This window comes from Sphingobacteriales bacterium (genome assembly GCA_016706405.1).
GTDB lineage: Bacteria > Bacteroidota > Bacteroidia > Chitinophagales > UBA2359 > BJ6.
Map to the genome: position 1 here is coordinate 868,755 of JADJJT010000002.1, position 17,110 is coordinate 885,864.

The following is a 17,110-nucleotide window of genomic DNA, read 5'->3' on the forward strand; positions in this document are numbered from 1 at the left end:
TGCCATAAATTATTCAATTAAAAATACATGCAAAATTTTAAATCGTTAGGACTTTCGCAAAAACTCCTAAGCAATTTAACCCAAATGGGCTTTGAAACGCCAACACCCATACAAGAAAAAACCATTCCGTTTTTACTGCACAACAACCGCGATTTATTGGCAATGGCACAAACCGGAACCGGAAAAACCGCCGCTTTTGGCTTGCCGCTAATTGAGCTTTGTGAAGTTTACGAATCAGCAACCCAGGCATTGGTTTTAGCTCCCACCCGCGAACTATGTGTGCAAATTATGAACGACCTTACCAAATATGCACAAAACGTTAAACCATTAAATATTGTTGCCGTTTATGGCGGCGCTAATATACTGCATCAAATCAAACAAATAAAGCAGGGAGCACATATAATTGTAGCCACTCCAGGCCGGATGATGGACTTAATGAAACGCAAAGTTATTGACATATCGGCCTTGCGCTATGCTATTTTAGACGAGTCAGATGAAATGCTGAATATGGGCTTTGAAGAGGATATTCAAACTATTTTATCGGCTACGCCCGATGATAAAAATATATGGCTTTTTTCGGCTACTATGCCTACCGCTATTAAGCGTATTGCCGAAAAATACATGTATAACCCCGTTGAACTTAGCGTAAGTGGCCAGCAAATTACCAACCAAAACATTGCGCATTGCTATGCAACCATCCACGAAAAAGACCGCTACCCCGCTTTAAAACGTTTTATTGACCAACAAACAGCTATTTTCGGCATTATTTTTTGCCGCACCAAAATTGATACACAAACAATTGCCGAAAAACTGATTAACGATGGCTATAACGCCGATGCGCTGCATGGCGACCTTACCCAAGTCCAACGCGACCGCGTAATGAAAAATTTTAGAAGCCGCACCTTACAATTTTTAGTTGCAACAGATGTGGCTGCACGCGGTATAGATGTTGAAAATATTACCCACGTTTTTCACTATGTATTGCCCGACGAATTAGAGTTTTATACCCACAGAAGCGGGCGCACTGCCAGGGCGGGTAAAACCGGAATCAGCCTTGCATTACTGTCCCCGCGTGAACAGTACAAAGTAAAACAGTTGGAAAAAACCTTACAGATAAAATTTCAGGCTTTGCGCATACCAACAGCCCAAGAAATTTGCGAAAATAAAATGTTGCACCTAGTTCATCGTTTGCACGAGGTTGATATGCAGGAAACGGGCCTTGAAAACTTATTGCCCGACCTGTATGACGAGTTTAGCGACTTGAGCAAAGAGGAGATTATTAAACGTTTTGCTTATTTAGAGTTTAACCATTTGTTAGATTATTACCGCGATGCCACCGACCTCAATATTCCGGAAAAACCGGCAGCTACAAAATCAGGCTCAACCGGCAAAAAAGACTATCCCACAGACCGTTACGAGGGGCTTCCGTATGGCGACAATTTTAGTTACGCACAAGGTAAACTGCTGTTTATTAACCTGGGCAAAGCCGACGGTTTAGACAAAGGCCGGCTATTGGCAATACTTTGCGACCGCTGCCGCCTTAAAAAGGCAAATATTGGCAAAATTACACTTAAAGGCGTGTACTCTTTTTTTGAGGTTGAAACAAGTGCTGCCAAACAAGTATTTAATTATTTAGATGGTTTTGAGTTTAGGGGGCGCACTATCCGGATAGAATACCAAGATACGGGTGATTCTACAGGCGGTAACAGTCGTCGTAGCAGCAGCGGCAGCAGTAAAAAAAGCAAAACAAAAAGAAGATAAACGAGCACCAAACTAAAAGTTAAAATAGCTCAGAAGGCGAAAACTCGACTGGTTTGCAAATTCTGACATTTTTATTGCATCTTTTAGTGCAAATTTAGATTTTTATTCTCCATTTACAAAACCCCTACAAGATTAGCTTTTTGAGGGGGAATTAGTAGAGTAGGAACTTAACACCCTCAATATCCGGATGGTTTTGAAGGCGGCAGTAATATATTCCGGATATTAGGTTGGCGGTGGTAAACGTGGTGGTTTCTAATCCGGATAAAGGAACGGTTTTAACCAACTGCCCCTGGGTGTTAAAAATTTCAAGGGTTTCGCCTTGGTGTATTAAATGGGTGTAGTTGGGGTTGAGGGTTAGGGTGGCGGTTTGGTGGGCAGGGTTGGGGGTTACTCCCCCTAACGCCCTCGAAGAACCACCCCAAGGAGGGGAATTTTCTATACCAACCACCTCTATGGCTACCCATTGTTGCGAAACGCTGGTATCGCCGCAAACAATGGCATATAAAGTAATTTGGTAATTACCATGGTTCTTGTAGGTATGTTGAAATGGCTCGTCTTTGGCGGTTATATTCGGCGAGGTGCCGTCTCCAAATATCCAATGATAATAACCGCCATCGGTGCTGTCGGCAAAAACGTATAACGACTCGTTATATAGCCATATCTTTTTTTCGTTTGCAGTAGGGGTTATGGTAAATTTTGCCTCTGGTTTGTTTGGCTGACCATAACAGTTGGTTACAATGGTTTGCTGCTTGGTGCTGGTATCGCCGCATACCGTTGCCATAAGCGTTAAATTATAATAGCCGGGATTGGTATAATAATGTGTAAACGGCGAAGGGTCTTGGGTAATAAAGGGCGGGGTGCCGTCTCCAAAATCCCAAATATAATGCCCCCCGTTGAGGCTGTCGGGGTAAACATATAACGATTTGTTTTGCAAATAGAGTGCTTGTTCGTTAATTTGGGTAGTAAAATTGGCAACGGGTTTACTTATTTGACCCACACAGTTGAGGGTGCCAATACTATCGCAGCCCATATACGAACAAGTTTGACCCAACGAATCTATTTTAACCAACCACGCATATTGTTGGCTATAATTAAACCCAGCTAATATATAACCCCCGTCGGGTGTAGGTTCAATGTCTTGTAAATAGTAGTCATCTTTGGGGTTTAAATCCGGAAACTGCTTTATCCATAAAATATCGCCCATATTGCTAAACTTTACTAATTGCGAAAAACGCCCACCCACATCGTTGGCACAACTGCTAATAATTAAAAACTCGTTTTCGGGAGTAACCAGTACATTTGAGCCAAACGCTTCGTGGTTGGGCAAACTAAAGGTTTTGCTGTAAATGGTGTCGAAATTTTCGTTAAATTTTAAGAACCATTGCAAACTTGCATAATCATATAAAGTAGAAAAACCAACATACTCTAAGGGGTTTTGCGTGGGATTAATTTGTATAGCATCATCGCTTTCGTTAGTGCCCCAAAGTTTACCCCATATTAAACTGCCGTCAAACCCAATTTTAGCCGCATAATTATCGGATGAGTTCTCATCGTTTGGGTTAGTGCATAGACCGCCACTTACAATATAGCCATCATTTTGTGGCGATGGTATGATTTGAAAAGCTTTCCCCCTAACGTTTGAGCCATAGATACTATCCCATTGTTTTTGACCCAAACTATCTACTTTTAGCACATAAAACTGCCCATTTGGAAAATTGTTGTTATATTGTTTCATACCAGCCAATATATACCCCCCATCTTGGGGCGTGGGCATAACAAAATATGGATGCTCATGTGTATCGGGCGAATCTATAATGCTTGTCCATAAATGGGTGCCATCGGGAGTAAATTTTATCAGAACTATGGGCTTAATGGACATTTTTTAGGCTAAAAACCTCCGAAAGCATTACTATTGTTAGCTTTGAGGACAATCAAAGGTTATGAATAAAAAAAATGCTTTTACTGTGGTAAAAGGTTTGTAAAGAAAAACGGACTTGTAAAAGGAGTTCAATTGTATAAGTGTGCTCATTGTGGGAAACAATTTTTAGGTGGGCAACGAATCAATAATGAGCAAATATGGGAAGAATACAAAAGTGGCAAGCAGACCTATTTGCAATTAGCTCACAAATATAATTGTTCTGTTAAAACGATTCAAAGGCGGTTAGACAAAGTTAAAATAGTGCCTACGGAAAAGACGGGTAGCGCAGTGGTTGTGTTAATGGACACTACCTATTGGGGGCGGGGTTTTGGCGTAATGCTTTTTAAAGATGCCTACACCAAAGAAAACCTTTTGAAGTATTATGTAAAGACAGAGACCAATGCGCTGTATATGGAAGGAATTGAGGAGTTAAAAAGGCGGGGTTTTACTATTGCGGCTATTGTTTGTGACGGAAGAAAAGGCTTAATTCAGTCGTTTAAGGGTATTCCTGTCCAAATGTGCCAGTTTCATCAGGCAGCAATAATTCGAAGATATTTGACCCGAAAGCCAAAGCTAAAACCTGCACAAGAGTTGATGGATGTTGTAGATTTGATGAAGCAAACAGACAAAGAAAGCTTTGTCGGAGCATTAGGGCTATGGTTTGAAAAATGGAGAGCGTTTCTAAACGAGAGAACTCTAAATCCGACTACAAACAAATCGTTTTACACTCATAAAAGGCTTAGGAGTGCTTATCGTAGTTTGAAGAATAATTTACCTTGGTTGTTTACTTGGCACGATAACAGGGAACTTCAAATACCTAACACAACCAATGCTATTGATGGACATTTCGCAGATTTAAAAAACAAATTAAGAAACCATAATGGCCTATCAATGAAACGGAAAATGAAATTTATAGATGGGTTTTTAAAGGTATAAGGGCTTTCTGAAAATATCAAAGGCTTACAATATACAGTAAGCCTTTGATAAGACATTTTCGTCAAGCATCTGTTTTATCCCTGACAAGTTGCTCCCCAGCAGAGCTTGTTTCCGTTTTTACAGACAGACGAATTTAAAACCAATTAGGAAGCTAACCAAATTTGAGCTAAAAATAGAGCCTAAAAAATGTCCGCTTGAACCAATCGTCTAAAAAATAGCCTAATTTTTGTCCATTACTCCGAACTATGTCTGTTAAGGTATTGTTTTTATGCGCATGGCTTCCTATCATTAAAAAATTATTGTCTGATGTAGGTATTAATATTTCACTTCCCAAAACATATCTAATAAACTCAGATTGTTCATAACTCTTTAACCATTCCGTTTCGCCTAATAAGTTGATTTTGCGAGCATAAAAACCACGCTGAAGCGTATTATACGTTGTAAAAGTACCTACCGACAAATACCCTCCATCTACAGAAATTGCGCTTGATGTGTAGATGGTCATTGTATCTGGTTTAAATGTTTTATTAAAATAAATAAATTCGTTGTTGTTTTGACTATATACTAATTGCCCTACCAAAAGGGCTATAGAAAAATAATAAAACCGCATAGTTGTAATTTTTTAAGTGTTAAAAAATAGTAATAATGGAGGGAAGGTGTAAGCAAACACCTTCCCCCATTTATTTTATCTTAGTGTAAAATCACTATTTTTTTATGCAGTATTTGCCCCCCTTGGTTGGGTGCAATTACTACATAATACATACCACTGCCCCAGTTGGCAGTATTAATAGCATGACTTGGGGCTTGCGCCTGTTGGTAAACAAGGCTGCCATTGGCATGGTAAATACTTATGGTTGCGGTGGTTAAATTAGTATTGGCTATGGTTAGCAACCCATTTGCCGGGTTGGGGTATAGTAGCCATTGGGCGGGGTTGGGCGGTGGCTCGGTTATGCCAACCATTGGGTAGGGGTTGGCGAGGTTTAGGCTATCTATGCAGGGATGGCCAGCTATGCAGCCTACACTATCGGTGCGAATGAGCCATAAATAACTGTAAAATGGCAACTCTTTTATAAACTGCCTACCCGTAGCCATATACCCCCCATCGGGTAATAAAACAATATCTGTTAACTGGTTGTATGCTGTCCCTTTGGGGTCGCCCTTTTCATAATATTTGTATTTGCGTTTCCATAATATATTGCCATTCGTATCTATTTTTGCCAATGCCCCCCAAACAGGGGCGCAAGGTTTACAGGTAGCCTCATAACCCGAAGCAATAAAATTGCCATCGGGCAGGCGTTTTAGGCTTAATATGCCAAAATAACCCAAATCTTTATACCACAACATTTCGCCTTTTTCGTCTAATTTGGCAATATAGGGTTGCCTGTCCCAAAAATCTAAATAATAAACAGATGCCGACATATACGATTTGCCATCGGCAAAGGGTTCAATAAGCATGGCAGCGTGGTTTTCGGTATAGTTTTCTATTATATAGTATTTTCGCCATTGTTCTTTGCCCATACTATCGGTTTTTATCAACATGCCCTCCCCATTCTCGGCATCATGTACCATGGGTCCTATATAACTGTCGCCGGTAACCCCACCCAATAAATACCCTTTATCAGCGGTGAGTATTACTTTATGTATCATCTCGTAGTTAGCAGGTTCGGTTTTATGGGCATAGTATTTGGTAAATAGTTTTTTACCCGTGCTGTCTATTTTTAGCATAAAGCCGTCTGCTTTTGAGCCGTAAAATTGTTTATTATACCTGCCTACTATTACCAACTCGTTTTGGTTACCTACTATACTATGCCAGGGCATATAAAAATAGTAGTTTTGCCCATAGAGTTTGCTCCAAAGCAATTTGCCTTTTTCGTCAAAACTATAAACGGCTACGGCCTGGTTGTCGTTGGCACTAAGGGCGGTATCTATACTCAAACTTACCATATAATACCCCCCCTGTTTTTTGGCAATAATATCGCCCATTACTTCGCGCCCGTAGGGTCCCGTTGCGCCATAATAGGGGGTATTGCTTAGGGTATCGCCGTTTAAATTAAAAAATACCATACCCAAAGCATTGCCTTTTATATAGGGTGGGTTTTTGGGGTTCACATGGTAGTCTAACAAACTATTTGCCACTACTATACTATCGCCACCGGGGCTTAGGGTAATGGTGCTGCCACAACTTTTTAAACTATCCTCTAAAGCCCATAGTTTAGCAAACGTATTCTCTTGGGCGTGTATAAAAGGGGTATTAATAACCAATATGGTTAGGGCTAATATATATAATTTCATGGTTTTATTGTTTATGGGTAAAATAAGCACGCTTCTACACCCTTTATGGGTGTAGAAGCGTGTTAATTAAGCATTTATCGCGCTATGATATAGCGTTGTTTAAGGTCTGTTTGGGTATTGGTTATGCGCGCAAAATACACGCCATTGGCTATATTGGCGGGTATTGCCAACTGTGATATACTGCTTTTTATGGTTTGTTGCCATACCACCTGCCCTAGCACATTGTATAAACTAAACTGCGCAGCGCTGCTGCCAGCAGGTAATACTATGGCTATACTGCTGCCATTTTTTAAAGGGTTGGGGTATAAAAACTGGTTGCCATTTGCTAAGGCAGTTCGCAGTTTGGGCAGGGTTTTTCCGGCGGTATCGGTTTGGTTGGGTAAAACGGGGTAAATAAATGTCTTGTTAATAAACTGGTAGGCCGCTTTAGCGTAGCTGCCCGCTTGCACTGGTTCGGCTGCCAACTGCGCAATAGTGGCATTTTGCACACTATCAGCCGTTAGCCAATGGTTTCCGGTGGTTTGCAAGGTATAGGTTAAGGTATTAAACTGTTTATATACTTGCTGGTTGGTATTCGTATCGGGTAAATTGGCAATAGCGGAGGCAGCGGTGGTGTCGTTGCTTTGCAACCAAATAGCAATTCGTTGTTGTTGGGCGGCGGCATCGGTTTCGTTTGTCAAACTATTTAGGGCTTCGGCAAAATTGCCCTGCTGTACATAATAGGCTACCCGAACCTGCCGCATTTGGTATCGCTGCCGATTGGTTTCGTAAATTTCGGCTTGTTTTGCTATATAGGCAGGGGTATTAGGGGTTAAACCCGCTAATTGGTTGTTTAAGGTATTTAGCTGGGCGGTAATACTGCTGTATGCTTCGTTGCAAGGCGGTTGCGGGCAGTAATTATCGGGCATACAATCAGGGCTATAAGGAATATTGGTGGGGGTGATGGTTATTTTATTGCCGGCATCTTCGTTGCAAGTGGGTATATACTGCGCTACGGTATGGTGAAAATATTCGTAGGGCATAGCCATGGGGTCGGCAATAAGGTGTAGGGCGGGGTTATTGCTATTGGCACAATCGAGGGTAAATACATTTCCGGCGGGTTTTTGTTCAGAACCTTGTAAAGCGGCTATACTGGGTACCCCAAGGTTGGGGTTTAAGTGCAAGGCTATGCAATCCGTTACGTTTATATTATTATTGCAAAGTATGCTGGCGCCGTCGTTAATGCCTTGTGCGCCAACGCCTTCGGTGAGGTATTCAAAGCGATTTTTTTTCACCTCGTAAGGTTGTTCAAAATTACCCGTATTTGTTAACACCACGCCAAAATTTTGGTAGTTATTGGCAGTATTGCCCCTTACTATTTTATTGTGTAAAATACTGCTGTGCAGGGCACCGTCGTTGTATATTCCGGCACAATCGACATCAACAGGCAGGCTTATCAGGTTGTTGGTTACGGTTGCCTTGTTGGTGCCGCTTAGTATAATTGCATAGCGGTTATTGTTAAAAATATTGGCGGTTTGGGGGTTATAAACTTCGCCAAGACCAATACTTATGGGGGTAATAAGCCCAGTGCCGGTGGCGTGTACGCCCGAAACACAGTTGTTAAACGTGTTTTGATTGCTAATGGTATAGCTGGCGTCAATACTATATATACCGCGAATGGTAGGGTCTATGCCATTTAGCAAGGTGGCTGGGAAACTAAACGTACAGTGGTTAAATTTAATGCCTTTGGTTTCCCACATGGTTATATGTGCCCATGGGTTAATGGGTAAGGTGTTGTCGGTGGTTATTTCAAATAAGCAGTTGTTAAACTGGCTAATATTATCGGGTTCGAACTTCATAAACTCAACGGCACGACCGTTGTTTCTGAACGTAGAATTTTCGGCATAAACAATACCGCCGTAATAGTTGGGGTTGCTGCCAAACTGCCCAATTTCGTCGGTGCGTTTAGTGGTAATGGCGGTGTTGGTGCTTGCGATGGTGGCATTTTGTAGCACTACTACGCCGTGGTAATATTCGTTGTAGGGGTAGGTTCCGGTAATAAAATCGTTTGGGTTGGTAGGGTGGACATTAAAGAGGGGGTTGTCGGCACCGTGTACTTCAATACCTTGCCATATATTACCTAAACAGTCGTTACCTTTAAGGGTGGCATTTTTTACAATTAGTTTGCCTCCTCGCTCAACAATAATACCGCTATTGGGGGTCATAAACTCAATAGTGCAGTTTTGTATGGTTAGTTCGTAGCCATTGGGTATTACCACTTTGCCGTTTATGCGGTTATTGATTGACCAAACAGGAAAATGGTGGTCGTGGTTAACTACGGGTAAATCGGGCGAGCCAATTGTTGCGAGGTCTTCTCCGGTTATTGTTATTCCGGATTCTGAAATAGTAGTAGGCATATTTATTTCAACAGGTATAATGGTTAAGTTGTTATCGTACCGCTCTTCTTTAAAAATTTCTTTTGGGTTCACATGCAGCACCACATAGTATTTTTCGTTTGGGTCGAAAACTTCATTGCAGTTTAACATAATATGGTTTCCCGATGTTTCTGAGCCATACAAGTCCATAAATCCGGGCGAATGTCCTAGTCGCACCTCCGGATTATTGCAATCCCAATACGGTCCGCCTAAGGCGTAATTATCGTAATCTGCCAGTTTATTTTTAAGCAAACTGGGGTTGTCCCAAATAGACCAGTTGGGGTCTTGCCAAGGGTTGGCATACAACGGGTTCGAGGTTGTTTGCGCTGGGTAGTTTGCCAATATATCGGTAATGGTTTGGTCGTTTGGGTTGTTGCTATAACTTAATAGGTCGGTAGCACTAAACGGGCGCGAGCAAACGGCATTGTTGCCGTCGCTTACGCAAAAACTTAGTTTTTCGGTTTTGCCTAAAACATCCCATGTTCGAGGGTCGTCGTTGTTAAAATTGCGTTTGCGCAAACTAATTTCTACTCAGTTTTCAACATGTAAATGGTCGTGTTCGGGGTGTGTAATCATATACATTTTGGGGTCGGTATGCGCCGTTTTAACTAATTCGTTTTCTCCGTCAATGGTTGGCATTTTTTTGTAAATATACTGTTCTAATTTTTGTTTTTTAATATATCCAAGGGGGCAGGGTGCCGTTTCGGTTGATGGTTCACAAGCAGCCGAGCCTTCAATAGGGCAGCATACATAGTCGTTGGTGCCTTTTAGCTCAATGGGTCCGTGGCCAAGGTTTCCCAAGTCGCTGGATATTAGTAGTTTTAAGGTAAAGGGGTCAAAATGTACTCCTTTCATTATAGTACCCTGATAATTTACCTTGTAATTAGACGAAGACCAAGGCGAGGGTATTAAATCCGGAAGCAATAAGCAGTCTTCTGTTAGTCCTTCGTCTGAACAAACGCAGGCAGTGGCTTTGCCTGTTTTTGCTTGTACTGCACAGGTTGATAGTTGAAAACAATGCGGTTCAATACATGGAGTATTCGTCCAATCATCGTAACAAGAAAACAAGCCAGCAGCGTATTGATTTGTGCCACAACCTTGGTTGTTTTCGGTTGGGCTGCAACTTGGGTCGGTATTATCTGGGCAAACCATGTTTTCTATCGCGTATTTGGGAAGGCTTTTAAAAGTGTTACCTTGGTTTTGGGCTTCTTCATTTACATAATGTACCGCATCAATATTGGGGTCTTGCGTTATGCAGTTGTATTCTTTTTGAAAATCGTACAGGTAATTTTGCGCTAACAAGGGGGTTCTCTGCGTTATTATTGCCATACTAAGCAATAGTAGTAGTATCTTTGTGGTCTTTAAATTGTTGGGCTGTTGGGCTGTTGGGCTTTTGGGCTGTTGGGCTGTTGGGCTGTTGGGCTGTTGGGCTGTTGGGCTGTTGGGCTGTTGGGCTGTTGTAGGTATAGAGCCTACAAATTTAAGAAAAAAATTTTTCATTTAAAATGTTTTTTTTGAAGTTAAAAAATTGGTTTGGTTTGTGGTTTTTTATCCGGATTTTGTCAGAACCACTGATTTAGCGGATTAACGGATTAGTAGGATTTCGCCATCATCCCCTCCGCTGGAGGGGCGCAGGGGTGGGTTCATCTTCCGGATGAGGGGAAGTGGGGGCAAATACAAAGCGGTGAGCTGCGGCTTAGTATTTACCCCAGCGCTTGCTTAAAGTGTAGCAAGTGCCGGTGCGGGAGGAAGTGTTAAAAATCATAGCAAACGGCGGTTAAATTGTGAGCGAAAAATTAAGCCTTAATATATAGAAACGGCTATATGTGGTAAATGTACGACACTTTATTTTAGCCTGTATGTATTAGGCTAAATTTAATTTGCGAAATCATTGGTTCAAACGCTTTTTTAGAAGAAAATTCTTGAGATGAATTAATTTTGAAGATATGCTTAATTTAAAGCATTTATTTCTCATCCAACGTGCAGCCAATCAGCGCAAAACAAAAGCCGCTTGTGGTGCAATTATTTTTGCAGGGCAACAAGCGGCTAAATTAACAAAAAGAGTGGAGCTGGAGGGAGTCGAACCCTCGTCCAGATAAAGCACCCATAGGCTTTCTACGTGTGTAGTGCTGCGTTAATTGTAGGGTATAAAACGGGGCAACACTTACCAATTTATACCTTATGCCCTAAGATTTGCTGTTTTGCCGGGCAACTCGAACAGCTATTTCGGTTTGAGGGTTATGAAGCCTCGTCCTGCGGGCACAAACCAAACGAAACGGCACGGGGCAGGAACGGAGACTGCTTATGCTTAATCCCTTGGATTAGGCAGCAAGCTTGTAGCTATAGTCGCCACTTAAAATTTTTACCCATTCGGTTAACGAGCAAATATGGCAAGGCTCGACACGCTTACCTACCAATGTCAATACTGTCAATACCAAGGCAGCCCCAAGTATAAAAATAAAGTTTTGGTAGTTTTTAACAATTCTTTTTTGCTGGTTGTATTAGTTTTTAGGTACAAAATTCGTTTAAAAAGTTAAACAAAGGGGGCAATAATATAGTTCGTTTTAAGTAAAATATTTTTTAGGGTTTTGATTTGGCGATTCAAAATAATTAATTGCCGTCTCACGAGGTTTATTTTCGTGGCTGTAAGTTTACCATAAACTACAAGTCGGAATAAAAAGTTCCTAAAATGAAAATTTTATTAAAAATAAGGCGATATTCAGTTTACGGGCTGCTTAGGTTTAAACAGAAAATTGTTTGCAAACAAAAAAAACTCCGGATGAATATTCTTGCCAAAACCTTTAAGCATAAGGCCGTCAATATATCCACCCGGAGAAACCTATTTAATTTCTTTTCTGTTTATCGCTTTGATTTATTTTGTTTTGCTTAGTTAGGCATTTTGAATGCGTATTGATAAACCGAATTTGGCCTATTCATATAAAATCCTTCTAAACGCACAACATTGTTATTAGCATTGGCAATGGTTTCTTCAAAATCGTCAATACTTGCAACTGGTTCGTTGTTAATATTGGTAATAATAAATCCGGGTCTAATATCTGTATAATAGCCAATTAGTCCATTGGTGGCAATTTTATCTACTTTTAAACCACCGCTAATACCTAATTTTTGTACTTCGTCTGATCCAAGTTCGCTAAGTCCTACGCCAAGCTCATCGTAAACCTTGGTGTTGCCGGCTGCACTGCTAAAGTTTTTAAAGTCGTTTTCTCCGGCCAATACAATATTAAATTGTTTTTCGCTGCCGCTTCTGTTTACAGCTACATTCACCGTTTCTCCGGGGCGTTTGCGTGCCACTAATTCCAACAATCTCGACTGGGTTTGAACAGTATTGCCATCAATGCCAACAATAACATCACCTTCGCGGAGGCCAACTTTTTCGGCGCTGGTTCCGGGCTGAACACCTGCCACATAAACGCCTTGGGTAATATTTAACGATTTAGATTTGGCCAGCTCGTTATTTACCTCTTGGATGCTAACGCCTAAATAACCGCGTTGTACTTTTCCGGAGGTGCGCAAATCTTCGACAATTTTCTTAACAATATTAGCCGGAATGGCAAAGGCATATCCGGCATAGCTACCCGTAGGCGAGGCTATAGCGGTGTTAATGCCCACCAACTCGCCTTGCAAGTTTACCAAGGCACCGCCCGAGTTTCCGGGATTTACGGCGGCATCGGTTTGTATAAACGATTCAATAGCTCGTTTGTCTTTTAAAATATGAATATTGCGGCCAATAGCACTAACAATACCTGCGGTAGCTGTTGAGCTTAAATTAAGCGGGTTTCCGACAGCCAGCACCCATTCGCCTACTTTAACTTGGTCAGAGTTTGCATAGGTTACAGCTTGCAAACCTGTTGCGTCAATTTTTATGACGGCCAAATCGGTCGAGGGGTCGCGGCCAACCACTTTGGCTTCAAATTTGCGTTGGTCGTGTAACGTAATTTCTAATTTATCGGCGCCATCTACTACGTGATTATTGGTAACAATATAGCCATCGGCATCAATAATTACCCCCGACCCGGTAGCTTCGCCGCCACGCGGGCGAGAAAAATCGTCGTTATCAAAAAACGGAAAACCCCAAAATTGGTTGCCATTATTGGTAGTATTTGCAATTTCGGTGGCTTTAATATGTACTACGGCTGGCGTAGTTTTTGAGGCAGCCAGCGTAAAATCGACTGGGGCAAATGCACCGTTTGTAGTGCTAACATTTTGTTGCCCAAAACTGGTAAAAGTAGCAGGGGTTGTTTGCCCCTCGGCGCTAACATTAATAATTTTTTTATCAAGACTAAAGGCTTTATATGCGCCTAAAGTAATAACACTACCTAAAGCGGCGGCAAGTAACAATTGACCGAAGCGTGCCATATTGATTAAATTTAAGTTTGGAATTTGTTAAATAAATGTTGAAGTAAAGTGTATCTTGTGTTGTATAACTAATTAATTGATTGGTAATGGGGCAAATGGTTAAAAAGTAGCCTGAAAATAATTTTTTATCTCGTCTTAGAAAAACAAAGCATGAGATTGTAACGCAAAATAAGAGCAAAAGATTTCAACGGCCAAACCGATTAACGTATTTTAACCGGATATTTAAGCATTTTAACAATTTGTATTTAGTTGCTTAAAATTATGTTACTACGTTGAATAAGATTGCCGTATTACAACGAAAAAAACAGGGAGTTTGTTATCGTATCTCGTTTTATCGGGCATTTTTTATCCGGATTTAAACTAAATATCCTACCTTTGGCACTTGTAATGTTTTGGCTGATGGCTAATGGCTGAAGGCTAATGGCTGGTGGCTGGTGGCTAATGGCTGATGGCTAATGGCTGAAGGCTAATGGCTGATGGCTAATGGCTGAAGGCTAATGGCTGAAGGCTAAAAGCTAATGGCTAAAAGCTGATGGCTAAAAGCTGATGGCTAATGGCTAATGGCTAATGGCTAAAAGCTAATGGCTAATGGCTGATGGTAAATAACTAATAACTAATAACTAATAACTAATAACTAATAACTAATAACTAATAACTAATAACTAATAACTGACAACTATGACAAGGGCTTATTTATTTGCCGGACAAGGCTCGCAAACCGAGGGTATGGGCAACGCCTTAGTAAATTTAGGAAGTAATGCCCAGCAACTATTAAACGAGGCCGATGCTGTAATGGGTTTTTCACTTAGCGAAGTAATGTGTAATGGCAGCGCCAACGACCTTAAAGCTACTGCCGTAACACAACCTGCCATGTATGTTTATACGGTTATAAAAGCGCTTACCCTGCCCAATTTTGCCCCCAATATGCTTACGGGGCACTCGTTAGGCGAATTTTCGGCATTGGCGGCAGCGGGGGCTTTTAGTTTTACCGATGGTTTAAACTTAGTAAAAAAACGCGCCGAAGCTATGCAACGCGCCTGCGAGGCCACCCCCTCAACAATGGCTGCCGTTGTAGGGCTTGATAATGATAAGGTAACAGAAATTTGCAATGGTATTACTAACGAAATAGTTGTGGCTGCTAACTTTAATTGTCCCGGACAATTGGTTATATCCGGAAGTTTGGCTGGCGTAGCAATGGCATCTGAGTTAATAAAACAAGCCGGAGCGCGCAGCGTAATACCTTTACAAGTTGGCGGAGCTTTTCATTCGCCGCTTATGCAGCCCGCCCGAGACGAACTGGCTCAGGCAATTAATGACACCCAAATATTGCCGCCCGGCTGCCCTGTGTATCAAAATGTTACCGCGCTACCCACCCAAGACCCCGATACAATAAGGCATAATCTTATTGTCCACATGACCTCTCCGGTGCGCTGGCAACAAACCCTCGAAAATATGATTTTGGACGGAGCAACTGAGTTTTTTGAGTTTAGCCCAAAAGCAACGCTGGCGGCAATGGTTAAACGCACGAACGCAGCATTTACAGCTAATTTAATTTAGCAAAATAACTAATATTTTTTTGATATTTTAAATTAAAAACTTCTATTGCATTATATCGTTTTTTTATGCTGCCAGTACTTTATAAGTAAAAAACCAAATAACATGCCGCCCAAATGGGCAAAATGGGCAATATTATTTTGTGGATTATGTTGCAATCCCATTACAAGTTCGAAAATGGCAAATATCAATACTAAATATTTGGCTTTTATGGGCATAACAAAATAGATATATAATAACTGATTAGGGTAAAACAAGCCAAATGCTAATAAAAGTCCATAAATAGCACCCGAAGCGCCCACCACCGGAGGCATCATTGAAACTATTTCGGCTGTACTAACATTATGGTCGGCGGCTATAGCTGCTGCTTCGTAGGTTGAGGTTAAATTAAACAAAAATGCTGCTCCCAAAGCGGTAAAAAAGTAGTAAAAAAAATAACGTTTTGGGCCTAAACGCAATTCTATCAATGGGCCAAACATATACAAAGTAAACATGTTGAAAAAAATATGCATTAAACTGCCATGCATAAAAATATGTGTAACCAACTGAAAGGGTTTAAAATTGGGAGATTCCCATAAGTACATACCCAAAATTCGATTAAGATCTATGCCCATTGCGCCTTCAAATAATAAGCTTACAGCAAAGCAAGCTACGTTGAGATAGAGCAAATTGCGGGTAACATGGGCCTGTTGAAATGGATTTTGCTGGTAATAATTCATTTTTTAAAACAAACGTGTTTTGTTTTTTACAAGGTGGTTCTTAACATCAAGCAATACCTGTCGCGAGGCATCTGATAAATTGGTTTCGCTAAAAGTTAAATGTTCAATTAGTTCGATTAATGCGGTAACACTGGCTTCGGTCGAATGAAATTTATTGATTACTACTACTCGTTTACTGGATAGAAGGCAATGTCCGGTATTAAAATTCCCTTTTCCGGATTTTACGGCATACCCACCCTCATTTAATAAGGTTTTAAGTTTTTGTAACATGTTCTCCGAATAAGTAATCATATCAGTATTGGATCATAAAAACTTCAAAATGAAACTGCAAATATGGGGGTAAATACCCAAACAGGCAACATAATATAATATAAATCCAATTTAGCCAGCAATTGTTTACTTGTTTTATGGTCATTTTAAGAAGTCAAGAAAGGTAAAACAAGCTAACTAAGGGTTTTTTAATTGAAAAGACCGGCTAATTTTCGTATCTTTGTGCCGGATATTAGACACTTATAGTACTTTTTACACCATTTATATGCTTAATATTATTATGTTTGGCCCCCCCGGAAGCGGCAAAGGCACACAAGCAGCATTGCTTAAAGATAATTATAGCTTGCTGCATATTTCGACGGGTGACTTGTTGCGTGCTGAGCAAGAAGAAGAGACAGCCTTGGGTTTAGAGGCTAAAATGTACATGGATGCCGGCCATTTGGTTCCGGACTCGGTAGTAATTGGCATGATTGATAATAAATTAAACGCTTTAGAGCCTGGTATCAACGGTATTATTTTTGATGGCTTTCCACGAACGATTGCCCAAGCTGAGGCTTTAGATGAATTATTGGCAAAGCGAGACAATAAGATAGATGCTGTTCTATTATTAGAGGTTAGTCAGAATGAAATAGTGCGCCGTATTTTAGAGCGTGGTTTAACATCTGGGCGTGGCGACGATTTAGATGTGGAAACTATTATAGCCCGTTACAACGTGTTTTTGGCTCAAACCGCTCCTGTTGCCGAGCATTACCAAAATGTTACCCACCACATAAATGGCGAAGGTGATATTGATATAATTAGCAAAGATTTAATAGCCGTTATTGAAGAAGTTTTTTAAATAAATAAAAAATTTTTTGTTTCGTTGCTGC

13 protein-coding genes and 1 other RNA gene are annotated in these 17,110 nt (G+C 40.9%); 5 read left to right on the forward strand and 9 right to left on the reverse strand.

The annotated features are described in order from the left end of the window. Nucleotides 1-27: 27 nt before the first annotated feature. Nucleotides 28-1,761 (forward strand): DEAD/DEAH box helicase, encoded by a 1,734-nt coding sequence (locus tag IPI59_09760; GenBank protein MBK7527819.1) that lies wholly within the window; start codon nt 28-30, stop codon nt 1,759-1,761. 151 nt (nt 1,762-1,912) lie between these two features. On the opposite strand, the gene IPI59_09765 is transcribed toward IPI59_09760, so the two are convergent. Further along, nucleotides 1,913-3,640 carry a PKD domain-containing protein gene (locus IPI59_09765; GenBank protein ID MBK7527820.1) on the reverse strand — a complete coding sequence of 576 codons (1,728 nt, stop codon included), beginning with the start codon at nt 3,638-3,640 and terminating at the stop codon, nt 1,913-1,915. Nucleotides 3,641-3,820: 180 nt separating this feature from the next. On the opposite strand from IPI59_09765, the gene IPI59_09770 reads away from it, so the two are divergent. Continuing rightward, nucleotides 3,821-4,615, forward strand: a complete 795-nt coding sequence (locus IPI59_09770; protein ID MBK7527821.1) for a hypothetical protein — start codon at nt 3,821-3,823, stop codon at nt 4,613-4,615. Between the two features lie 166 nt (nt 4,616-4,781). Here the strand turns inward: IPI59_09770 and IPI59_09775 are convergent, their stop codons facing one another. The 4 genes from IPI59_09775 to IPI59_09790 form a co-directional block, all read right to left on the reverse strand. Then, nucleotides 4,782-5,225 carry a hypothetical protein gene (locus tag IPI59_09775; protein ID MBK7527822.1) on the reverse strand — a complete coding sequence of 148 codons (444 nt, stop codon included), beginning with the start codon at nt 5,223-5,225 and terminating at the stop codon, nt 4,782-4,784. Between the two features lie 80 nt (nt 5,226-5,305). Continuing rightward, nucleotides 5,306-6,907, reverse strand: a complete 1,602-nt coding sequence (locus IPI59_09780) for a T9SS type A sorting domain-containing protein (protein MBK7527823.1) — start codon at nt 6,905-6,907, stop codon at nt 5,306-5,308. Nucleotides 6,908-6,981: 74 nt separating this feature from the next. Continuing rightward, entirely contained in the window at nt 6,982-9,840 is a 2,859-nt protein-coding gene (locus IPI59_09785) for a T9SS type A sorting domain-containing protein (protein MBK7527824.1), read from the reverse strand. Between the two features lie 12 nt (nt 9,841-9,852). Continuing rightward, nucleotides 9,853-10,821 carry a hypothetical protein gene (locus IPI59_09790; protein ID MBK7527825.1) on the reverse strand — a complete coding sequence of 323 codons (969 nt, stop codon included), beginning with the start codon at nt 10,819-10,821 and terminating at the stop codon, nt 9,853-9,855. A 446-nt stretch (nt 10,822-11,267) separates the two neighbouring features. On the opposite strand from IPI59_09790, the gene IPI59_09795 reads away from it, so the two are divergent. Beyond that, nucleotides 11,268-11,420, forward strand: coding sequence for a hypothetical protein (locus tag IPI59_09795; GenBank protein ID MBK7527826.1), 153 nt, complete (start codon nt 11,268-11,270; stop codon nt 11,418-11,420). Here the strand turns inward: IPI59_09795 and ssrA are convergent. Then, nucleotides 11,383-11,768: a transfer-messenger RNA gene (gene ssrA, locus IPI59_09800) on the reverse strand. The two genes, IPI59_09795 and ssrA, sit on opposite strands and share 38 nt — an antisense overlap. A 439-nt stretch (nt 11,769-12,207) precedes the next feature. Then, nucleotides 12,208-13,698 carry a Do family serine endopeptidase gene (locus IPI59_09805; GenBank protein MBK7527827.1) on the reverse strand — a complete coding sequence of 497 codons (1,491 nt, stop codon included), beginning with the start codon at nt 13,696-13,698 and terminating at the stop codon, nt 12,208-12,210. 678 nt (nt 13,699-14,376) lie between these two features. On the opposite strand from IPI59_09805, the gene fabD reads away from it, so the two are divergent. Further along, the gene (gene fabD / locus IPI59_09810) at nt 14,377-15,255 is read left to right on the forward strand and encodes an ACP S-malonyltransferase (protein MBK7527828.1); all 879 of its coding nucleotides are present in this window, start codon (nt 14,377-14,379) and stop codon (nt 15,253-15,255) included. A gap of 50 nt (nt 15,256-15,305) precedes the next feature. Here fabD and IPI59_09815 read toward each other — a convergent pair whose 3' ends face one another. Both IPI59_09815 and IPI59_09820 read right to left on the reverse strand, forming a co-directional pair. Continuing rightward, on the reverse strand, nt 15,306-15,971 hold the full coding sequence (locus IPI59_09815; GenBank protein ID MBK7527829.1) for a rhomboid family intramembrane serine protease: 666 nt from the start codon (nt 15,969-15,971) through the stop codon (nt 15,306-15,308). A 3-nt stretch (nt 15,972-15,974) separates the two neighbouring features. Beyond that, nucleotides 15,975-16,241 carry a hypothetical protein gene (locus tag IPI59_09820; protein ID MBK7527830.1) on the reverse strand — a complete coding sequence of 89 codons (267 nt, stop codon included), beginning with the start codon at nt 16,239-16,241 and terminating at the stop codon, nt 15,975-15,977. 265 nt (nt 16,242-16,506) lie between these two features. On the opposite strand from IPI59_09820, the gene IPI59_09825 reads away from it, so the two are divergent. Next, the gene (locus tag IPI59_09825) at nt 16,507-17,079 is read left to right on the forward strand and encodes an adenylate kinase (GenBank protein ID MBK7527831.1); all 573 of its coding nucleotides are present in this window, start codon (nt 16,507-16,509) and stop codon (nt 17,077-17,079) included. Nucleotides 17,080-17,110: the final 31 nt, after the last annotated feature.

Excerpts from the sequence above, each read along its gene's own strand:
- IPI59_09795 (MBK7527826.1), top strand. The coding sequence starts at position 11,268 with ATGCTTAATTTAAAGCATTTATTTCTCATCCAACGTGCAGCCAATCAG.
- IPI59_09790 (MBK7527825.1), bottom strand. The coding sequence starts at position 10,821 with ATGAAAAATTTTTTTCTTAAATTTGTAGGCTCTATACCTACAACAGCC.
- IPI59_09820 (MBK7527830.1), bottom strand. The coding sequence starts at position 16,241 with ATGTTACAAAAACTTAAAACCTTATTAAATGAGGGTGGGTATGCCGTA.
- IPI59_09815 (MBK7527829.1), bottom strand. The coding sequence starts at position 15,971 with ATGAATTATTACCAGCAAAATCCATTTCAACAGGCCCATGTTACCCGC.
- IPI59_09775 (MBK7527822.1), bottom strand. The coding sequence starts at position 5,225 with ATGCGGTTTTATTATTTTTCTATAGCCCTTTTGGTAGGGCAATTAGTA.
- fabD (MBK7527828.1), top strand. The coding sequence starts at position 14,377 with ATGACAAGGGCTTATTTATTTGCCGGACAAGGCTCGCAAACCGAGGGT.
- IPI59_09765 (MBK7527820.1), bottom strand. The coding sequence starts at position 3,640 with ATGTCCATTAAGCCCATAGTTCTGATAAAATTTACTCCCGATGGCACC.
- IPI59_09825 (MBK7527831.1), top strand. The coding sequence starts at position 16,507 with ATGCTTAATATTATTATGTTTGGCCCCCCCGGAAGCGGCAAAGGCACA.
- IPI59_09805 (MBK7527827.1), bottom strand. The coding sequence starts at position 13,698 with ATGGCACGCTTCGGTCAATTGTTACTTGCCGCCGCTTTAGGTAGTGTT.
- IPI59_09760 (MBK7527819.1), top strand. The coding sequence starts at position 28 with ATGCAAAATTTTAAATCGTTAGGACTTTCGCAAAAACTCCTAAGCAAT.
- IPI59_09780 (MBK7527823.1), bottom strand. The coding sequence starts at position 6,907 with ATGAAATTATATATATTAGCCCTAACCATATTGGTTATTAATACCCCT.